The organism is Stagnihabitans lacustris (assembly GCF_025950525.1).
GTDB lineage: Bacteria > Pseudomonadota > Alphaproteobacteria > Rhodobacterales > Rhodobacteraceae > Stagnihabitans.
Genome location: NZ_JAPDGS010000002.1, coordinates 451,044 through 466,732, shown reverse-complemented (window position 1 = coordinate 466,732; position 15,689 = coordinate 451,044). Strand labels below are relative to the sequence as shown.

Genomic DNA, 15,689 nt, shown 5'->3' with positions numbered 1-15,689 from the left:
CCACACGGAGGAATTGCGGCAAACAAACGGCCCTTCGTTAAAGATCGAAGCGCCTAGGGGTCGAACCCATAGCCAAAGCGGGCGATATCCTCGGCGCAAAGCTCGGCCAGAAGGGCCGCGGAGGCGTCAGAGTAATAGGGCCGGTAGTCGCGCTCGCGGTTGCTTTCATTGGCGCGGGGGACCTGCAACCGAAAGCCCAGATGCGCTTCGAAGGGGGCGATATCCGCGGCCAGATGCTCCAGCCGGATGAACAGGCTGGCGCGTTCGACGCCGGCGCGGTCGCGCATATAGGCGCCATAGGGCCAGAGGGCCAGGGCCGTGCGGGTCTGGGGATGGGCGAGGAAATCCGCGAAGCTCAGCGCCTTGGCCAGGCCCACGGCCGGATGGGCGAAACCCTGCGCCCGCAGCCAGTGGTAATAGCTGACCAACCGGTCCCAGGGGTTGCGCACCAGCGTCACGGTGAAGAACGACGCCACGTCCTCATCCGTGACCAGCCCCGCGATGTCGGACAGCGTCGAATGTTTCCACAGCCGCCCCGCTGCTTTGCCCCCCGCCACCTTGCCTCCCGCCAGGCGCCCCTTGCGCGCGCGGGCCTTGGGCGTGTCGCCGATCAGGATGTCATCAGCCTTGGCCCGCGCTTCCAGCGCCAGGGTCAGGGCCGTGCCCCCGGTCTTGGGGATATGAACAAAGATATAGCGCCGCCCGCGCGAGATGATCATCGGACGGCCCCTTTGGCACGGTTGGACGCTCCGCGGGGAATATTTATGTCAGTATGAAAGACAAGGCCGCTTTCATACTGACATAAATATTCCCGCCGGAGGCATTCGCCGCGCATCTCAGTTGACCGGGTTCAGAAGCGGGCGCCCCTCGGCCGAGGCGATCAGGTTGTCGACCGCCATCATCCCCATGGACTCGCGCACCTCCAGCGCCGCGGTTCCCAGATGCGGCAAAAGGGTCACGTTTTCCATCGCCATCAGGTCGGGCGAGACTTTGGGTTCGAATTCATAGACATCCAGCCCCGCGCCCGCGATCTGGCCGGACTTCAGAGCGGCGACGAGGGCCGCCTCATCCACCACATCGCCGCGCGCGATGTTGATCAGCAGGGCATGGGGCGCCATCAGGCCCAAGGCCTCGGCGTCGATCAGGTGGCGCGTCGTGGCGCCACCCGGCACGGCCAGGACGACGACATCCGCCGCCATGGCCTCGGCGAAGGTCCCTTGCCGCGCCGGAAGACCGGGATCGACCTGCGAGCGGTTGAAGAACACCACCTCCATGCCAAAGCCGAAATGACAGCGCCGCGCGATGGCCCGTCCGATGCGGCCCATGCCGATCACGCCCAACCTTTTGCCGGTCAGGTGCATCCCCAGCATCTGCGTCGGATGCCAGCCGGTCCATGCGCCCCGGCGCAGCATCCGTTCCCCCTCGCCGGCCCGCCGCGCGGTCATCAGGATCAGCGTCAGCGCGATATCCGCCGTCGCATCGGTCACGGCGCCGGGCGTGTTCGTGACCGCAACCCCAGCCGCCTTTGCCGCCGCAACGTCGATGTGGTTATAGCCCACGCCGAAATTCGCGAGGATCTTGGTGCGCGGGGCCTTTGCGAAGACCCCTGCCGCAAAGATATCGCCCAACGTCGGCAGGATCGCATCATATTCGGACAGGGCGGCGGTCAACTCGTCCGGGCTCATGGGAGTCACCTGATTGCGCCAGGTCACGTCGAAATGCGCCCCGGCGCGGCGCACCACGGCCTCGGGCATCGACCGCGTGATCAGCAGGTTCAAAACAGCCTCCCGCCCAACGGCACCTCATGGCCCGGCCCCACCAACACCACGGCCCCATCGGCATCGGGCACGCCAAGCACAAGCACCTCTGACATGACCTTGCCGATCTGGCGCGGCGGAAAATTCACCACGGCCAGCACCTGCCGCCCCACCAGCGCCTCGGGCGTGTAATGCACCGTCACCTGCGCCGAGGACCGTTTCTCGCCGATATCCCCCCCGAAATCGACCCAAAGCTTGTAGGCGGGCTTTTTGGCCTCTGGGTAGGGTTCGGCGCGGGTGATCACGCCCAGGCGGATATCGACCTTTTCGAAATCGGCATAGGTGATCATTTGCCCAGCTCCCGCCCGCGTTCGGCTGCGGCATGGACGGCGCGGGCCATCAGGGGGGGCAGGTCCTCCATCAGATGCGCCAGCGCCGCCGCCGTCGTCCCGCCCGGAGAGGTCACGTTGATGCGCAACTGCGTCGCGCTGTCGGGCGACCGATGGGCCAGTTCCCCGGCGCCGCAGACCGTGGCGCGGGCCAGTTTCATCGCGACCTCGGGCGAGAGCCCCTCGGCCACGCCCGCCGCGGCCATCGCCTCGATCAGGTGAAAAACATAGGCAGGGCCAGAGCCGGACACCGCCGTCACCGCGTCGATCTGGTGTTCGCCGTCCAGTTCGACGACCTCGCCCACCGCCTGCATCAGCGCACGCGCCAAGGCCAGCCCCGGTTGACCCGCCTTGTTCGCACAGATCCCGGTGATGCCGCGGCCGACCATGGCGGGGGTGTTCGGCATGGTGCGCACGATGGGCGTGGCTGCGCCCAAAACCGCCTCGAATGTCGCGATCGAGGTCCCGGCGGCGATCGACACGAACAGCGTCTTGCCATTGCCCAAAGCCTGCAGCGCCGGAAGCGCCGCGCCCATCATCTGCGGCTTGACCGCCAAAAGCGCCACGGCGGGCGCGGGCGGCACGCCTTCATTCAGATGCACGCCGCAGGATGTCAGCCAGTCGGTCGGATGCGGCTCTATCACCCAGACCGAGGCGGCAGGCACCCCGGCCTCCAGCCAACCGGTCAAAAGCGCGGTCCCCATCTTGCCGCACCCCAGCAAAACCAAACCCCTGCGGGCGACGTCTTCCAACATACCTGTCTCCATTCTTTGGCGGCAGGTTAGGAGGTTTCACGGCCAGAGGGCAAGGGGCAGACAGAAGGGGGTGTCAGCAGCGGCCATAGGCCTCGGCGATGGCGATCTTCAACGCATCGACCGGCATCTGATCGGACCAGGACACCAGCTGGAAGGCCGGATAGAACCGCTCACAAGCGAGGATTGCGCCCGAAATCAGCGTATCCACCTGCTCGGCCGAGGCAGAGTGACCGCCCGCCAGCACCAGGCCATAGCGCCAGACCATCAGCTTTTGTTCCGCCCACCAGGTGAAGGCGCCGGTCCAGACCATGTCATTGCAGCGGTTCATCAGGTCATAAAGCGGCGCGATGCGGCCCTCGGGGGGCTCCATTTCAAAGGTGCAGATCAGCCGCAGCGTCTCATCCTGCGCCGACCAGGCCAGCGTCAGGGAGTAGGTGCGCCATTGGCCCTCGACCGCCATGGCGATCTGGTCATCGGTGACACGGTCGAATTCCCAGGCATGGTATTCGGCGAGGCTTTCGACCACGTCGATGGGGTGTGCATCGTCCATCCCCATGAAATCTTCTGCAATCGACATGCCCGGCCTCTTTCTGGTGCTGACCGGGGGAAAGACCCCTAGCCGCAGGGTGTCTGGCAAGAAACTGCGATGCCCGACCCATTCCTTACTAGATATAGTGAGCCGCTGGGGGAAGTCTGTAAAGCGTTTTGTCATGAAATCTTCTGTGGACAAACGATCCACAGGCTGTGGCATCTCGTGCCATGGACAGGGGGGGCGCGAAGGTTTACCCAAAGGGCCATGCGTGTGATCCTGACCCTTGTGATGTCGCTGATCCTCGCCATGGCCTCTTTGACCGAGGCCGTGGCCCGGTCGGAAATGGCCGGGGCCACAAGCCAGGCACTGTGCGGCACCGGGTCGGTTCTGCTGGACGCCACGGGCAAGCCCATGGCCGCCCATGCCTGCGCGCATTGCCTGGCGGCTTCGGTGGCGGCGGTGGGTCTGGACGTGCCGGTTGTGACCCGGCCCGAAACCCGCGCCCGCGGCTCCCGGCCCGAAACGACGATGCTGGCGCAGTCGCGCCCCCTGCCCGCAGCCCTGGCCCGAGGCCCCCCAGGGCTCGTTTGATCGCCCCCCTTCCCCCTGATCAAACGAGGTTATCATGAAACTTACGCTTACCCTGTGTGGCGCCCTGTTCGCCCTTCCCGCCCTTGCGCATGAGGGGGTCCATGTCACCGACCCCTTCGCCCGCTTTGTCGGCCCCTCGGGCGCGGCCTATTTCCAAGTCACCAACCATGCGCAGGCGGACGACCGCCTGATCTCGGCCTCGTCGCCCGATGTCGGCATGGTGATGATCATGACCAATTCGGCCGATGAAAACGGCGTGATGAAGATGACGGACCTGCCCGATGGCATCGTCCTGCCGGGCGAGGCCAGCCATGACCTGGCCCCGGGCGGTGATCATGTCATGCTGATGCAGCCCAAGCATCCGGTGAAGGACGGCGAGACGATTTCGGTCACGCTGGTCTTTGAACATGCGGGCGCGGTGACGGTCACGATCCCGGTGATGAACAAGCGCGAAGAGGCGCCGGGCGACGGTCCGACCGACTTTGACGCGGCCAGCGGCGAAGAGGCGGCCGCGGTGGCTCCGGCCACAGACGCTCCGGCCACAGACGCTCCGGCCATGGGCGCGATCAGCACCGAGGACCAGGGGGCGATCATCACCCTGATGAAGGCGCAGTTCGACAAGCCCGAAGCGCCCCTGACCGTCGATCCGGTCGTGGTGATGGGGGATCACGCGCTGGCCTCTTGGGCGCAGGGCGACACGGCGGGCCGCGCCCTGCTGGAGCGTCGGGCCGAGGGTTGGGCCATCATCCTGTGCGCCGGGCCTGAACTGCGGGCCGCCGATTTCCTGGCGCAACATGGCGTGGCGGGGGCCGAGCATCTGTCGGCCATGTTCAACGCCGCCGAGGATGGCTTGGGCTCTGACGCCGTGGCGCGGTTCTCGACCTTTGACCAGGTGGTGATGATCACCGACCCGGCCTCGCATGGGGATCACGCCGCCCATGGCACCGCTGCCGACCCGCACGCCGCGCACAAACACGCCGCGCCCTAAGCCCACGAGGCCCGCATGACCCCCTTTCACCTGATCCCCGAAGCCCTGTCGCCCGATGAATGTGACCGGCTGATCGCGCTGTGCAAAGCGGGACCGATGAAGGATGCGGGCCTTGTCCGCCAGACCACGGCGCACCAGATCCGGCGGGCCGAACTGTCCTGGCTGGACGACCTCCCCGAAGCGGCCTGGGTGATGGAGCGGATGACCCGCCTCATCGCCCAGGCCAACCGCGAGGCCTTTGGCTTTGACCTGACCGACTTTCTGGAAAGCCCGCAGGTCGCGCGCTATGGTGCAGAACGCGAGGGACATTTCGACTGGCACTCCGATATCGGCAGCGGTCCGGCGGCGGCGCGGCGCAAGCTGACCATCGTGGTGCAATTGTCCACCCCCACCGATTATGACGGCGGCGTGCTGGAACTGCGGCCGGACAGCAACATCCGCCAAGTGGAAAAGGCGCGGGGGACGGCGGTGCTGTTCCCGTCCTTTGTGCTGCACCGCGTGACGCCCGTGACCCGGGGCACGCGGTGGAGCCTGACACTTTGGACGCATGGCCCGGCGTTCCGCTAGCCCCGGGCCAGGCAACCGGAACCAGAGCATTTGCGGCCCGGCCCCGGGCGCGCTAATCTGAGGCGCTCACGAAAGGCCCCCCGATGAAAGCTCCCCTCCCGAACGCGCCGACCGACCGCACCCGCCTGCGCCGCTTTTCCGAAAAGGCGGATTATGACGCCGCCACCGTCCATGCCGTGCTGGATGCAGCCCCGCTGGCCCATATCGCCTATCAGATGAACGGCGCCCCCATGGTCCTGTCAACGCTGGCCTGGCGCGAGGGCGACCGGGTCTTCTGGCATGGCTCCTCGGCCAGCCGGGCGCTCAAGGCCATGCGCGACCAGGCGGTCTGCCTGTCTGTCACCACGCTGGACGGGCTGGTCCTGGCGCGTTCGGCCTTCGAACATTCGGTGCAGTTCCGCTCGCTGATGGTGATGGGACAGGCGCAGGAAGTGACCGAGGGCAAAGAGGCGCATCTTCAGGCCATGGTCGAACGGCTTTTCCCCGGCCGCTGGGATCAGTTGCGCCCGATGCAGCCGCAAGAGGTCAAGGCCACGATGGTCATGGCGCTGGACCTGTCCGAAGCCTCGGCCAAGATCGCCAAGGGCGGCCCGACCGACCCGGACGAAGACCGCGCCTGGCCGGTCTGGGCGGGCGTCGTGCCGCTGTCGCTGCAAACCGGCGCACCCTTGGCCGAACCTGACAGCGCCGAGGGCGCGCCCGCACCGCAAGTCAGTTGGAGCCTGTAACGAAAAGGCCGCCCCACAAGGCGGCCTTTGGACTTAGCCCTGGCAAGAGGCGGCAGCCGCCGCGCTGAAGGCCTGATACCGGTCCCAGAACGCGTCATCGCGGTCCGATTGCGACATGCGCACGCTTTGCGCCTTGTCAGGGTTCTTGAAGAACGCCGCCACCTGGCGCTGATCGCCACCGGTCAGCGTCTGATTGGCCACGCGCTGAATACACGAACACAGCTGACGATTGGCCGCATCGCGGTCCGACCGCAGACAGGCGTTGTCAATCGGGCCAGCCTGAACCGCGCCAACCATCATCAGGGACAGGCCCGCCAACGCGGCCCCGAAAAACATTCTGCTCATGTTTCTGCCTCAGCTTGTTCGGGGTAACGACACGCCCCCCCGCTGTTTTTGTTGCCTACCGTTTACCGATTCGGAACGGAATTTTCAACCCTGGCAGGGATTTGCGCGGATTTCCGCCCTTGCCCGGACCCCACCCCCAAATCCGGTGGCCCCATTCCCAAGCCCCCCTAAATCTGCCCCTTTCATACTGACCCAAATATTCCGGAGGGGTCCGGGGAGGCAGCGCCTCCCCGGGGCTTGCCGCCAAACGCGCCGCTGGCTTTGGAATCACCCCGCAAACCGCCGGCAAACGCGGGCAGCCCCCTTCCCCGGCAGCCCGCCTTGGGCTATAGGGCGGCCATGACCGATCTTGACCGTATCCGCAATTTCTCCATCGTGGCTCACATCGACCACGGCAAATCCACGCTCGCCGACCGCCTGATTCAGGCGACCGGCACTGTCGCCCAACGCGACATGAAAGAGCAGATGCTTGACAGCATGGACATCGAGCGTGAGCGTGGCATCACGATCAAGGCCAACACGGTGCGGCTGAACTACCGCGCCAAGGATGGGCTGGACTATGTCCTGAACCTGATCGACACCCCCGGCCATGTCGACTTCGCCTATGAGGTCTCGCGTTCCATGCGCGCTGTGGAGGGGTCCTTGCTGGTCGTCGATGCCTCCCAAGGCGTCGAGGCCCAGACGCTCGCCAATGTCTACCAGGCACTGGACGCGGGCCATGACATCGTGCCCGTGCTGAACAAGATCGACCTTCCGGCGGCCGAACCCGAGCGGGTGAAGGCGCAGATCGAAGACGTCATCGGTCTGGACGCCTCGGATTCGGTGCTCATTTCGGCCAAATCCGGCCTTGGGATTCCCGATGTGCTGGAGGCCATCGTGACCCGGCTTCCGGCGCCGAAAGGCACGCGGGATGCGCCGCTCAAGGCCATGCTGGTCGACAGCTGGTATGACGCCTATCTGGGTGTGGTCGTCATGATCCGCGTCATCGACGGCGTGATCAAAAAGGGCGACCGCATCCGCATGATGGCCACGAACGCGGCTTACGGCATCGACAAGCTCGCCGTCCTCCGCCCCCAGATGGTCGATATCCCCGAGCTTGGCCCGGGCGAAATCGGCATCTTCACCGCCTCGATCAAGCAGGTCCGCGACACCCGCGTCGGCGACACCGTCACCCACGAACGCAAACCCTGCGAGACGCCCCTCGACGGTTTCAAACCCGCCCAACCCGTCGTCTTCTGCGGCCTCTTCCCGGTCGACGCCAACGACTTCGAAACGCTCCGCGACGCGATCGAGAAACTGGCGCTGAACGACGCAAGCTTCTCGACCGAGATGGAGACCTCCGCCGCCCTCGGTTTCGGCTTCCGCTGCGGCTTCCTCGGCCTCCTCCACCTGGAGGTGATCCGTGAACGGCTGGAGCGTGAGTTCGACCTCGACCTGATCACCACCGCGCCTTCCGTGGTCTACCACCTGCACATGAAGGACGGCGAGGTCCGCGACCTCCACAACCCCGCCGACATGCCCGACCTGACCTATATCGACCATATCGAGGAGCCCCGGATCAAGGCGACCATCATGGTCCCCGACGAATATCTGGGCGATATCCTGAAGCTGTGCCAAGACCGCCGCGGCATCCAACAGAACCTGACCTATGCCGGATCGCGCGCCATGGTCGAATATGACCTGCCGCTGAACGAGGTCGTCTTCGACTTCTACGACCGCCTGAAATCGGTGACCAAGGGCTATGCCAGCTTTGACTACACGATCAGCGAATACCGCGAGGATTTCCTGGTCAAGATGTCGATCCTGGTGAACGACGAGCCGGTGGACGCCTTGTCGATGATGGTCCACCGCGACCGCGCCGAGATGCGCGGCCGTGGCATGGTGGAAAAGCTGAAAGAGCTGATCCCCCGCCACATGTTCAAGATCCCGATCCAGGCGGCCATCGGCGGAAGGGTCATCGCGCGTGAGACCTTGAGCGCGATGCGCAAGGACGTGACGGCGAAGTGCTACGGCGGGGATGCCACCCGGAAGAAGAAGCTGCTGGAGAAGCAGAAAGAGGGCAAGAAGAAGATGCGCCAGTTCGGGAAAGTCGAGATCCCGCAGACGGCGTTCATCAATGCGTTGAAGATGGATTCGTAAAGGCCGCCCCAAGGGGAGACCCGTAGGGTGCGTGCTTGCACGCACCTTTTTCAAAAAGAGATGTTTCCTAACAGGGCCACGAATAGAATGACTGAACCTGAAAGCGTAAAGCCGAAGCACAGGACTCCTTTTGAAGACTTGGCTCGCCGGGTAGAAATGACACGCGATGCAAGATTTCAGGCGAATCTCCGACTTGAACGCCGTCAGCGAGAGTCCAATCTAATGGTCTCAATTCTTTCGCTTTTCGTGATCTTTCTTTCACTTATCCCGAATTTTAGGACGCTTGCTCCTCAGCAGAGCCAGCTGCTTCTGGCTTTGTCAGTAGTCAACTCCATATTCATCATTATCACCAGCCTTCTCGAATCCTCAGGTGGCTTCCAACTGAAGGGGGAGGCCCTTCATCGGAGCGCCAGAAAAATCGCTGCTGTCTATAGCCGGTTAATGCTCTTGACCCCGGAGGAGCGATCGGACGCAACCAAAATTGGCGAATTGCAACAGGAGTATCAATCGGCTCTGGATGACTGCGCCTTCAATCATGATAACCTCGACCATTACGGGGTCGTGTGCAGAAAGCCTTCTCTGTCTTCATCTATCTCCCCGTTTTGGCGAAATGGTTTCGTCTATCCAGTCAGATACTTCATCTGGGAAAAAAGCTGGATGAGCTTGCACATTTCGGTACTAATCGTAACTGGGATTGTTGTTTGGATGTCAATTTTTCCAAACGAGCCTCAGATGGACGAAAAGATTGATGCGGCAAGCCTACACGAACCGGAGAACAAGTGATCGTAGGGTGCGTGCTCGCACGCACCACTCCCCACCACCGTAATGGTGCGTGAAATCACGCACCCTACCCACCATCATCGCTTGATGACCTCCGCCACCCCACCATCGCCATGGTGCGTGAAATCACGCACCCTACCGCAAATCTCGGTGGATAGAGGAATAGGGCCAATCCTCGGGCCGCTCGACCAACCCATGCTTCACCGGGTTGATCCAACAATACTGCACATGTGCCGCGAAATCGGCCTCGTTGCGGATGTGGTGCTCCCAAAATCGCCGCTGCCATATGCCGCGCTCTTGCCGCCGCTCATGGCTTGCCCGCCGCGTGCCCATCGGGAGCCCCCGCGAAAACCGCGTCTTGATCAACCGCCACCGCGTCGAGAAATCCGTCTCCCCCTCTGGAAGCGTCCAGACGCAATGCAAATGGTCCGGCAAGACGACGAAAGCGTCGATCTGGAACGGTCGCTCGGCCCTGGTCACCGCCACCGCCTCGCGCAACCGTGCCACTTCATCGACCAACAACTGCCCGCCCCGGTCCTGCAACGTGACCGTGAAGAAGACCGAAGCGCCAGAGACGCGAGGGCGAACATATCCCGACATGCCCCCATCTCACCGGATCAAGGTTAACAACTGGTGTAGGGTGCGTGATTTCACGCACCTTTTCTGTCCCACCCAATCCCCCGCTCTGCGCGCCCTGCCCCCGGGGCCACAGCCCCGCCCCAACCCCTACCGACCGGGGCCGGGGGATAAATCCCCCGGCCCCGGAGAGCCCCATGACTCCGCCCCCCAAACGGCGGGATAAATCCCGCCCTACACCACCCACCCGAGCGCCCTACGCCAACCCCACCCGCGCCCACCGCCCGGCCCGCGAAAGCTTTCGCGGGCGTTCGGACCTCAAAATGGTCCACTGGACCATTTTGACCCCGAGGCCCAAGGGCCATGGGGTCGGTCCGAACCCTACGTCACGCTTCCCCTCTCCCCCGTCCTCCGCCATCCTCCAACCAAAGGAGGCCCACATGCACCCCCATCTCTTCACCCCCCTCCATCTCCGCCCCTTCACCCTGAAGAACCGCGTCGTCATGGGCTCGATGCACACGGGCCTCGAGGAACGCGAGGACTGGGCCGCCCTCACCCGCTTTTACCGGGCCCGCGCCGAGGGAGGCGCCGCCCTCATCATCACCGGCGGCATCGCCCCCAATCCCGAAGGCGCGGTCTTCCAAGGCGCGGCAGAGCTGACGGACGCGAACCTTTCCCACCACCGCCACCTCACTGACACCGTCCACCAACATGGCGCCAGGATCGTCCTGCAAATCCTCCACGCCGGCCGCTATGCCTTTTCGCCGCATTGCGTCGCGCCCTCTCCGCTGAAATCCCCCATCTCCCCCTTCCCGCCCAAAGAACTGACCGAAGAAACCATCGCCAAGCAGATTGCCGACATCGCCAGCACCGCCCAAAGGGCCATCAGCGCAGGCTATGACGGGGTCGAACTCATGGGATCGGAAGGCTATCTGATCAACCAGTTCCTTGCCCCCCGCACCAACCGCCGCACCGACCGCTGGGGCCAGGACCGCCGCCTTTTCGCCCGTGAGGTCACGAAAGCCACCCGCGACGCCATCGGCCCCAACCTATTGATCTTCCGCATTTCCCTCATCGACCTGGTCGACCAGGGCCAGACCTGGGAGGACACCGCAGCCCTGGCGCAAGAACTCTCCCCCCTCGTCGATATCTTCAACTCCGGCATCGGCTGGCATGAGGCCCGCGTGCCCACCATCGCGCAGAACGTCCCCCGGGCGGCCTTTGCCCCCCTGACAGCGCGGCTCAAAGCCCTGACCGACCGCCCGGTCATCGCCGTCAACCGCATCCCAGATCCGGCCACCGCCGAGGCGATCCTTGCGGCAAAACAAGCCGACCTGATCGGCCTGGCCCGACCGCTGCTGGCCGATCCCGACTGGGTCAACAAGGCCCAGAACGGCCAGAACATCACCCCCTGCATCGCCTGCAACCAGGCCTGTCTGGACCACACGTTCGAGGGCAAGGCGGCCACCTGCCTGACCAATCCCGCCGCCGGGCGCGAGGCGGAGTTCGAAGCCCCCCCAGCACCCGCCAAGACCGTCGCCATCATCGGCGCCGGGGCGGCGGGTCTGGCCTGTGCGCTGACAGCGGCCAAACGCGGCCACAAGGTGACGCTGTTCGAGGCCGCCGCGCAGATCGGCGGCCAGATGCGGCTGGCGGCCAAGGTGCCGGGCAAGGAGGAATTCCAGACCCTGCTGGCCTATTACGAGGCCGAGGCCCGCCACCCCAATATCACCCTGCGGCTGAACACGCGCGCCGGGACGGCCGATCTTGCGGGCTTTGACGCGGTGGTCATCGCCACGGGGGTCCGGCCGCGCAAGACCGCCCTGCCCGGCCCGGACTACCAACAGGCGCTGAATGGCGCGCCCCTGGGCCCAAGGGTCGCGATCATCGGCGCCGGGGGCATCGGCTTTGACGTGGCGGCCTTTCTGCTGGGGCATGAGGACTTCGCGACGGAATGGGGTTTGGGCGATCCGGCTGTCTCCGCAGGCGGTTTGCAAACGCCCCGCCCGATGAAGCCAAGCCGCGAGATCTGGCTTTTGCAGCGGTCAAAAGGCAAGCCGGGCAAGGGCTTGGGCAAAACGACGGGCTGGATTCACCGGGCGCATCTGGCCGCGCATGGGGTGACGATGTTGGGCGGGGTGGACTACAGCCACTTTGACGATCAGGGCCTGCATGTGCTTCAGGATGGTCAGCCCTTGGTCATTCCGGCCACCGACCTGGTGATCTGCGCAGGTCAAGAGGCCGTGGCCGACCTGCCCGGGCCCCGGATCGGCGGCGCGCGGGATGCCGCCGGCATCGACGCCAAGCGCGCCATCGAAGAGGGCACACGGATGGGCTTGGCTCTATGACGCCTGACCGCGCATAGGTCCAGCGACCGGCCGCGCTGGACCCAAGGATGAAGCTTTTGTAACAAGGGGCAAGGCCGCACCGGCCGCAAGGGAAACCGTCGCCCCATGTCCGTCTTCGTCATGCTGGCCGTCCTGGGCAGCGCCTTTTTCCATGCGCTGTGGAACACGCTGATCAAATCCGGCACCAACCGGATGGCGGCCACGGTGATCCTGTCGCTTGGGGAGATTCCCTTTGGCCTTGCGGTCGCGGCCTCGCGGCCCATGCTTGCAACCGAAGCCCTGCCCTGGGTCCTGGCGGCGGGCTGCACGCATTTCTTCTACAAGCTGTTCCTGACCCTGGCCTATCAGCGCGGCGACCTGTCCCGGGTTTACCCGATTGCCCGGGGGACGGCGCCCCTGATCGTGGCCGTCGTCTCGGCCTTTTTCCTGGGCGAGGTCCTGACGCCGCAGGAATTCGCCGGCATCCTGGTGCTGGGTCTGGGCATCCTGATGATGGCCGGCGGGGTGATCTTTGCCGGAGAGAACCGGCGGCTGATCCCCTTTGCCTTGGGGTCGGCGGTGGCGACCTCGATCTATACGTTGATCGACGCGCATGGGGCCAAGATCAGTGGCGATGCGGTGGCCTATGTGGCCTGGGTCTTCATCGCGGATGGGGTGATTTTCGCCGGAGGCGTGACGCTGTGGAAAGGGACGGGTTTCCTGCCGCGTGAGTGGAAACCCTGGATCACCGGGCTGATCGCGGCGGCGGCCAGCTATGTGGCCTATGCGATCTCGATTTGGGCCACGACGGTGGCGCCGGTGTCTTTGGTGGCGGCTCTGCGCGAGACGTCAATCCTGTTCGCGGTGGCGATGGGCTGGGTGTTCTTCCACGAAAAGATGACCGGAACCAAGGCGCTGGCCGCTTTGGTGATCGTCGGCGGCGTGGTGCTGACGAGGTTGTAACCCGGGGTATACCCCGGGCTACGCGGTTGCACATCGAGCGCCCTGGTTCCGCAGGGTAGCCCCCGGGTCTTGCGCTTAGCCGACGATGTTGGTTTCCGGGCCATAGGGATATTTGGTGATATCCTCGTTGCCGTCCTCGGTGATGAACAGGATGTCGTGTTCGCGATACCCGCCCGCGCCCGGCTGGCCTTCGGGGATCGTCAGCATCGGTTCCATCGAAATCACCATGCCCGGTTCCAGCACCGTGTCGATATCCTCGCGCAGCTCCAGCCCCGCCTCGCGGCCATAGTAATGCGACAAGACGCCAAAGGAATGGCCATAGCCAAAGGTGCGGTATTGCAGCACCTGATGTTCCTCAAAGAAGGTGTTCAGCTTGGCCGTGACTTCGGCGCAAGAGACGCCGGGCTTCAACAGGCTGATCCCGTATTCATGGGCTGCGACGTTGATATCCCAGATCCGCCGGCTGGCCGCATCACATTCGCCAACGAACATCGTCCGCTCCAGCGCGGTGTAATAGCCGCTGATCATCGGGAAGGTGTTCAGCGACAGGATATCGCCGCGCTGCAGCTTGCGCGAGGTCACAGGGTTGTGCGCGCCATCGGTGTTGATGCCGGACTGAAACCAGACCCAGGTGTCGCGGTATTCCGCATCGGGAAAGCGACGCGCAATCTCCAGCTCCATCGCGTCGCGGCCGGCCATGGCGATGTCAATCTCGCGCAGGCCCTCCTTGACCGCATCGCGGATGGCAAAGCCGCCAACATCGGCCACCGCCGCACCATGGCGGATGATCTCCAGCTCGGCCGCCGACTTGTGCATCCGCTGCTCCATCACCGCCTTCGAGATATCGACCCCGCGCTTCGGCTTCAGGAAAGCGTTCAGCTTTTCCGACTGCACCAGCGTCAGGTGATCGGCCTCGCAGCCGATGACCCGGCCTTCGCCCGTCACCGACAGGATCGCGCGCCAGTAATTGTCGCGCTGCCAGTCGGTATAGGTGATGTTGTCGCCATGACAGCGCCGCCAGGGTTGGCCTGCGTCGATGCCCGCGCTGATCGTGACGCTTTCCGTCGCCGTCACCACAAGGCCATAAGGCCTGCCGAAAGAGCAATACAGGAAGCCCGAGTAATAGGCGATCGAATGCATCGAGGTGAAAACGCAGGCCTCGACGCCGTGGATCTCCATGATTTCGCGCAGATCGGCAAGGCGCTGGTCGTATTCCGACGCGGCAAAGGGCAAGACACGGTCGCCCTGGTGAAAGCGGTATTGTTGCGGACGGTTCGTCATTTCAGACCTCATGCAAGGGGTCTGCTGGGGACCCCGAAAGGTCCCGGCGTACAGGACGACAGCGGCGGGGCGCCGCAAGCCGTGGGACATCCCTGGGGCGACGCCATCGCCCCGGCTCGGCAACAGGATGGGCCGAAGGGCGCGGTTTGGCAAGCCCGTCCGCGACATCGCACGGCGGAAACCGGCTGACTTGCGCTGGACGGCAAAAGGGCGGGCCTCCCCCCGGAGCCCCGCCCATCGACGGCCCAAGGCCGCCGCCCACACAGTGGGGCTATCGGAATCTCGCGGCCGGGATATGGCCTTGCCTGACGGATCGGCCCCGGGGGCCATCGACGTGCGGGGATCGGTGCGGGGATCGGGCAAGGCGATGACCGCCTTGCCCGCTTTTGGATCAGCAGCCCGGCTTGCCGACATCGCCCGCGCCGTCGCAGCCCGAGCCACCGGGGGTGCGGGGGCTGCGGCCCTTGCGGTCGAAGTCCTGCATCATCCCGATGTCATGCAGACCTGCCTTCAGCGTCATGGCCGAAACAGGGGCAACGGTCGACAGGGTGGCGGCGATCAGGGTGGCGGTCAGGATCAGCGTCTTCATGGGAACCTCCAGGTTGAGGAGCTTGATTGCTCCGATGCCCCCAACCTGCCCGATTCGAACCCTTTGCGGCACGGCCCGCGGTCGGGCAAAGATCAGGACCATGGACGGGTGGGCCTTCAGACCAAAGGCCCGCCCCTTCGCCGCCCAGGTTGGGGGCCAAAAGGTTGGGGGCCGGGAGAGGGGGGCCAGAGTTGCGGGCCAGAGCCACGTGGCTAAGTTGCGGGCCAAAGTTGCGGGGCGGAAACAAGGCGGAACGATCGAGAGCCGGGAGAGCGGGCCGGGGTCTTTGCCCTGTGGAATGAACCGCGGGCCGCCGACGCCCTTTCCGAAGGTCCCGGATCAAGGGCGAGTGCAAAGACCGCCGCCAAGCGCCCCCCCCCCC

The 15,689-nt window shown here is 64.7% G+C and carries 17 protein-coding genes; 8 read left to right on the top strand and 9 right to left on the bottom strand.

The annotated features are described in order from the left end of the window. Positions 1-53: 53 nt before the first annotated feature. From NX862_RS06880 to NX862_RS06860, 5 genes are all read right to left on the bottom strand, one after another. Positions 54-719 (bottom strand): sulfotransferase family 2 domain-containing protein, encoded by a 666-nt coding sequence (locus tag NX862_RS06880; protein WP_264493144.1) that lies wholly within the window; start codon positions 717-719, stop codon positions 54-56. 117 nt (positions 720-836) lie between these two features. Continuing rightward, complete coding sequence (locus NX862_RS06875) at positions 837-1,778, bottom strand: 2-hydroxyacid dehydrogenase (RefSeq protein WP_264493143.1); 942 nt, start codon at positions 1,776-1,778, stop codon at positions 837-839. Beyond that, positions 1,775-2,107, bottom strand: a complete 333-nt coding sequence (locus NX862_RS06870; RefSeq protein WP_264493142.1) for a tRNA-binding protein — start codon at positions 2,105-2,107, stop codon at positions 1,775-1,777. The genes NX862_RS06875 and NX862_RS06870 overlap by 4 nt, the downstream gene beginning before the upstream one ends. Next, a complete protein-coding gene (gene proC / locus NX862_RS06865) occupies positions 2,104-2,901 on the bottom strand; it encodes a pyrroline-5-carboxylate reductase (RefSeq protein ID WP_264493141.1) in 798 nt (265 codons plus the stop codon). The genes NX862_RS06870 and proC overlap by 4 nt, the downstream gene beginning before the upstream one ends. A gap of 73 nt (positions 2,902-2,974) precedes the next feature. Continuing rightward, on the bottom strand, positions 2,975-3,478 hold the full coding sequence (locus NX862_RS06860) for a type III secretion system chaperone family protein (protein WP_264493140.1): 504 nt from the start codon (positions 3,476-3,478) through the stop codon (positions 2,975-2,977). Positions 3,479-3,697: 219 nt separating this feature from the next. Between NX862_RS06860 and NX862_RS06855 the strand changes: the two genes are divergently transcribed. The 4 genes from NX862_RS06855 (at position 3,698) to NX862_RS06840 (ending at position 6,307) form a co-directional block, all read left to right on the top strand. Next, on the top strand, positions 3,698-4,024 hold the full coding sequence (locus NX862_RS06855) for a hypothetical protein (protein WP_264493139.1): 327 nt from the start codon (positions 3,698-3,700) through the stop codon (positions 4,022-4,024). A gap of 34 nt (positions 4,025-4,058) precedes the next feature. After that, positions 4,059-5,012, top strand: a complete 954-nt coding sequence (locus NX862_RS06850; protein WP_264493138.1) for a copper uptake system-associated protein — start codon at positions 4,059-4,061, stop codon at positions 5,010-5,012. Positions 5,013-5,027: 15 nt separating this feature from the next. Continuing rightward, positions 5,028-5,579: a 2OG-Fe(II) oxygenase gene (locus tag NX862_RS06845; RefSeq protein WP_264493137.1), complete on the top strand. Its 552-nt coding sequence runs from the start codon at positions 5,028-5,030 to the stop codon at positions 5,577-5,579. A gap of 83 nt (positions 5,580-5,662) precedes the next feature. Then, entirely contained in the window at positions 5,663-6,307 is a 645-nt protein-coding gene (locus NX862_RS06840) for a pyridoxamine 5'-phosphate oxidase family protein (protein ID WP_264493136.1), read from the top strand. A 33-nt stretch (positions 6,308-6,340) separates the two neighbouring features. Here NX862_RS06840 and NX862_RS06835 read toward each other — a convergent pair whose 3' ends face one another. Then, a complete protein-coding gene (locus NX862_RS06835; protein WP_413694540.1) occupies positions 6,341-6,652 on the bottom strand; it encodes a hypothetical protein in 312 nt (103 codons plus the stop codon). Between the two features lie 339 nt (positions 6,653-6,991). On the opposite strand from NX862_RS06835, the gene lepA reads away from it, so the two are divergent. Both lepA and NX862_RS06825 read left to right on the top strand, forming a co-directional pair. Further along, positions 6,992-8,791 (top strand): translation elongation factor 4, encoded by a 1,800-nt coding sequence (gene lepA, locus NX862_RS06830; RefSeq protein ID WP_264493135.1) that lies wholly within the window; start codon positions 6,992-6,994, stop codon positions 8,789-8,791. Positions 8,792-8,878: 87 nt separating this feature from the next. Further along, a complete protein-coding gene (locus NX862_RS06825) occupies positions 8,879-9,574 on the top strand; it encodes an SLATT domain-containing protein (RefSeq protein ID WP_264493134.1) in 696 nt (231 codons plus the stop codon). Positions 9,575-9,706: 132 nt separating this feature from the next. Here NX862_RS06825 and NX862_RS06820 read toward each other — a convergent pair whose 3' ends face one another. Beyond that, positions 9,707-10,171: an REP-associated tyrosine transposase gene (locus NX862_RS06820; RefSeq protein WP_264493133.1), complete on the bottom strand. Its 465-nt coding sequence runs from the start codon at positions 10,169-10,171 to the stop codon at positions 9,707-9,709. A 416-nt stretch (positions 10,172-10,587) separates the two neighbouring features. Between NX862_RS06820 and NX862_RS06815 the strand changes: the two genes are divergently transcribed. Next, positions 10,588-12,495: an NADPH-dependent 2,4-dienoyl-CoA reductase gene (locus tag NX862_RS06815; protein ID WP_264493132.1), complete on the top strand. Its 1,908-nt coding sequence runs from the start codon at positions 10,588-10,590 to the stop codon at positions 12,493-12,495. Between the two features lie 105 nt (positions 12,496-12,600). After that, a complete protein-coding gene (locus NX862_RS06810) occupies positions 12,601-13,437 on the top strand; it encodes an EamA family transporter (protein ID WP_264493131.1) in 837 nt (278 codons plus the stop codon). A 75-nt stretch (positions 13,438-13,512) separates the two neighbouring features. Here NX862_RS06810 and NX862_RS06805 read toward each other — a convergent pair whose 3' ends face one another. Together NX862_RS06805 and NX862_RS06800 are read right to left on the bottom strand one after the other, a co-directional pair. Further along, a complete protein-coding gene (locus NX862_RS06805) occupies positions 13,513-14,718 on the bottom strand; it encodes a M24 family metallopeptidase (RefSeq protein ID WP_264493130.1) in 1,206 nt (401 codons plus the stop codon). 391 nt (positions 14,719-15,109) lie between these two features. Next, positions 15,110-15,307 carry a hypothetical protein gene (locus NX862_RS06800; RefSeq protein WP_264493129.1) on the bottom strand — a complete coding sequence of 66 codons (198 nt, stop codon included), beginning with the start codon at positions 15,305-15,307 and terminating at the stop codon, positions 15,110-15,112. Between the last annotated feature and the right edge of the window lie 382 nt (positions 15,308-15,689).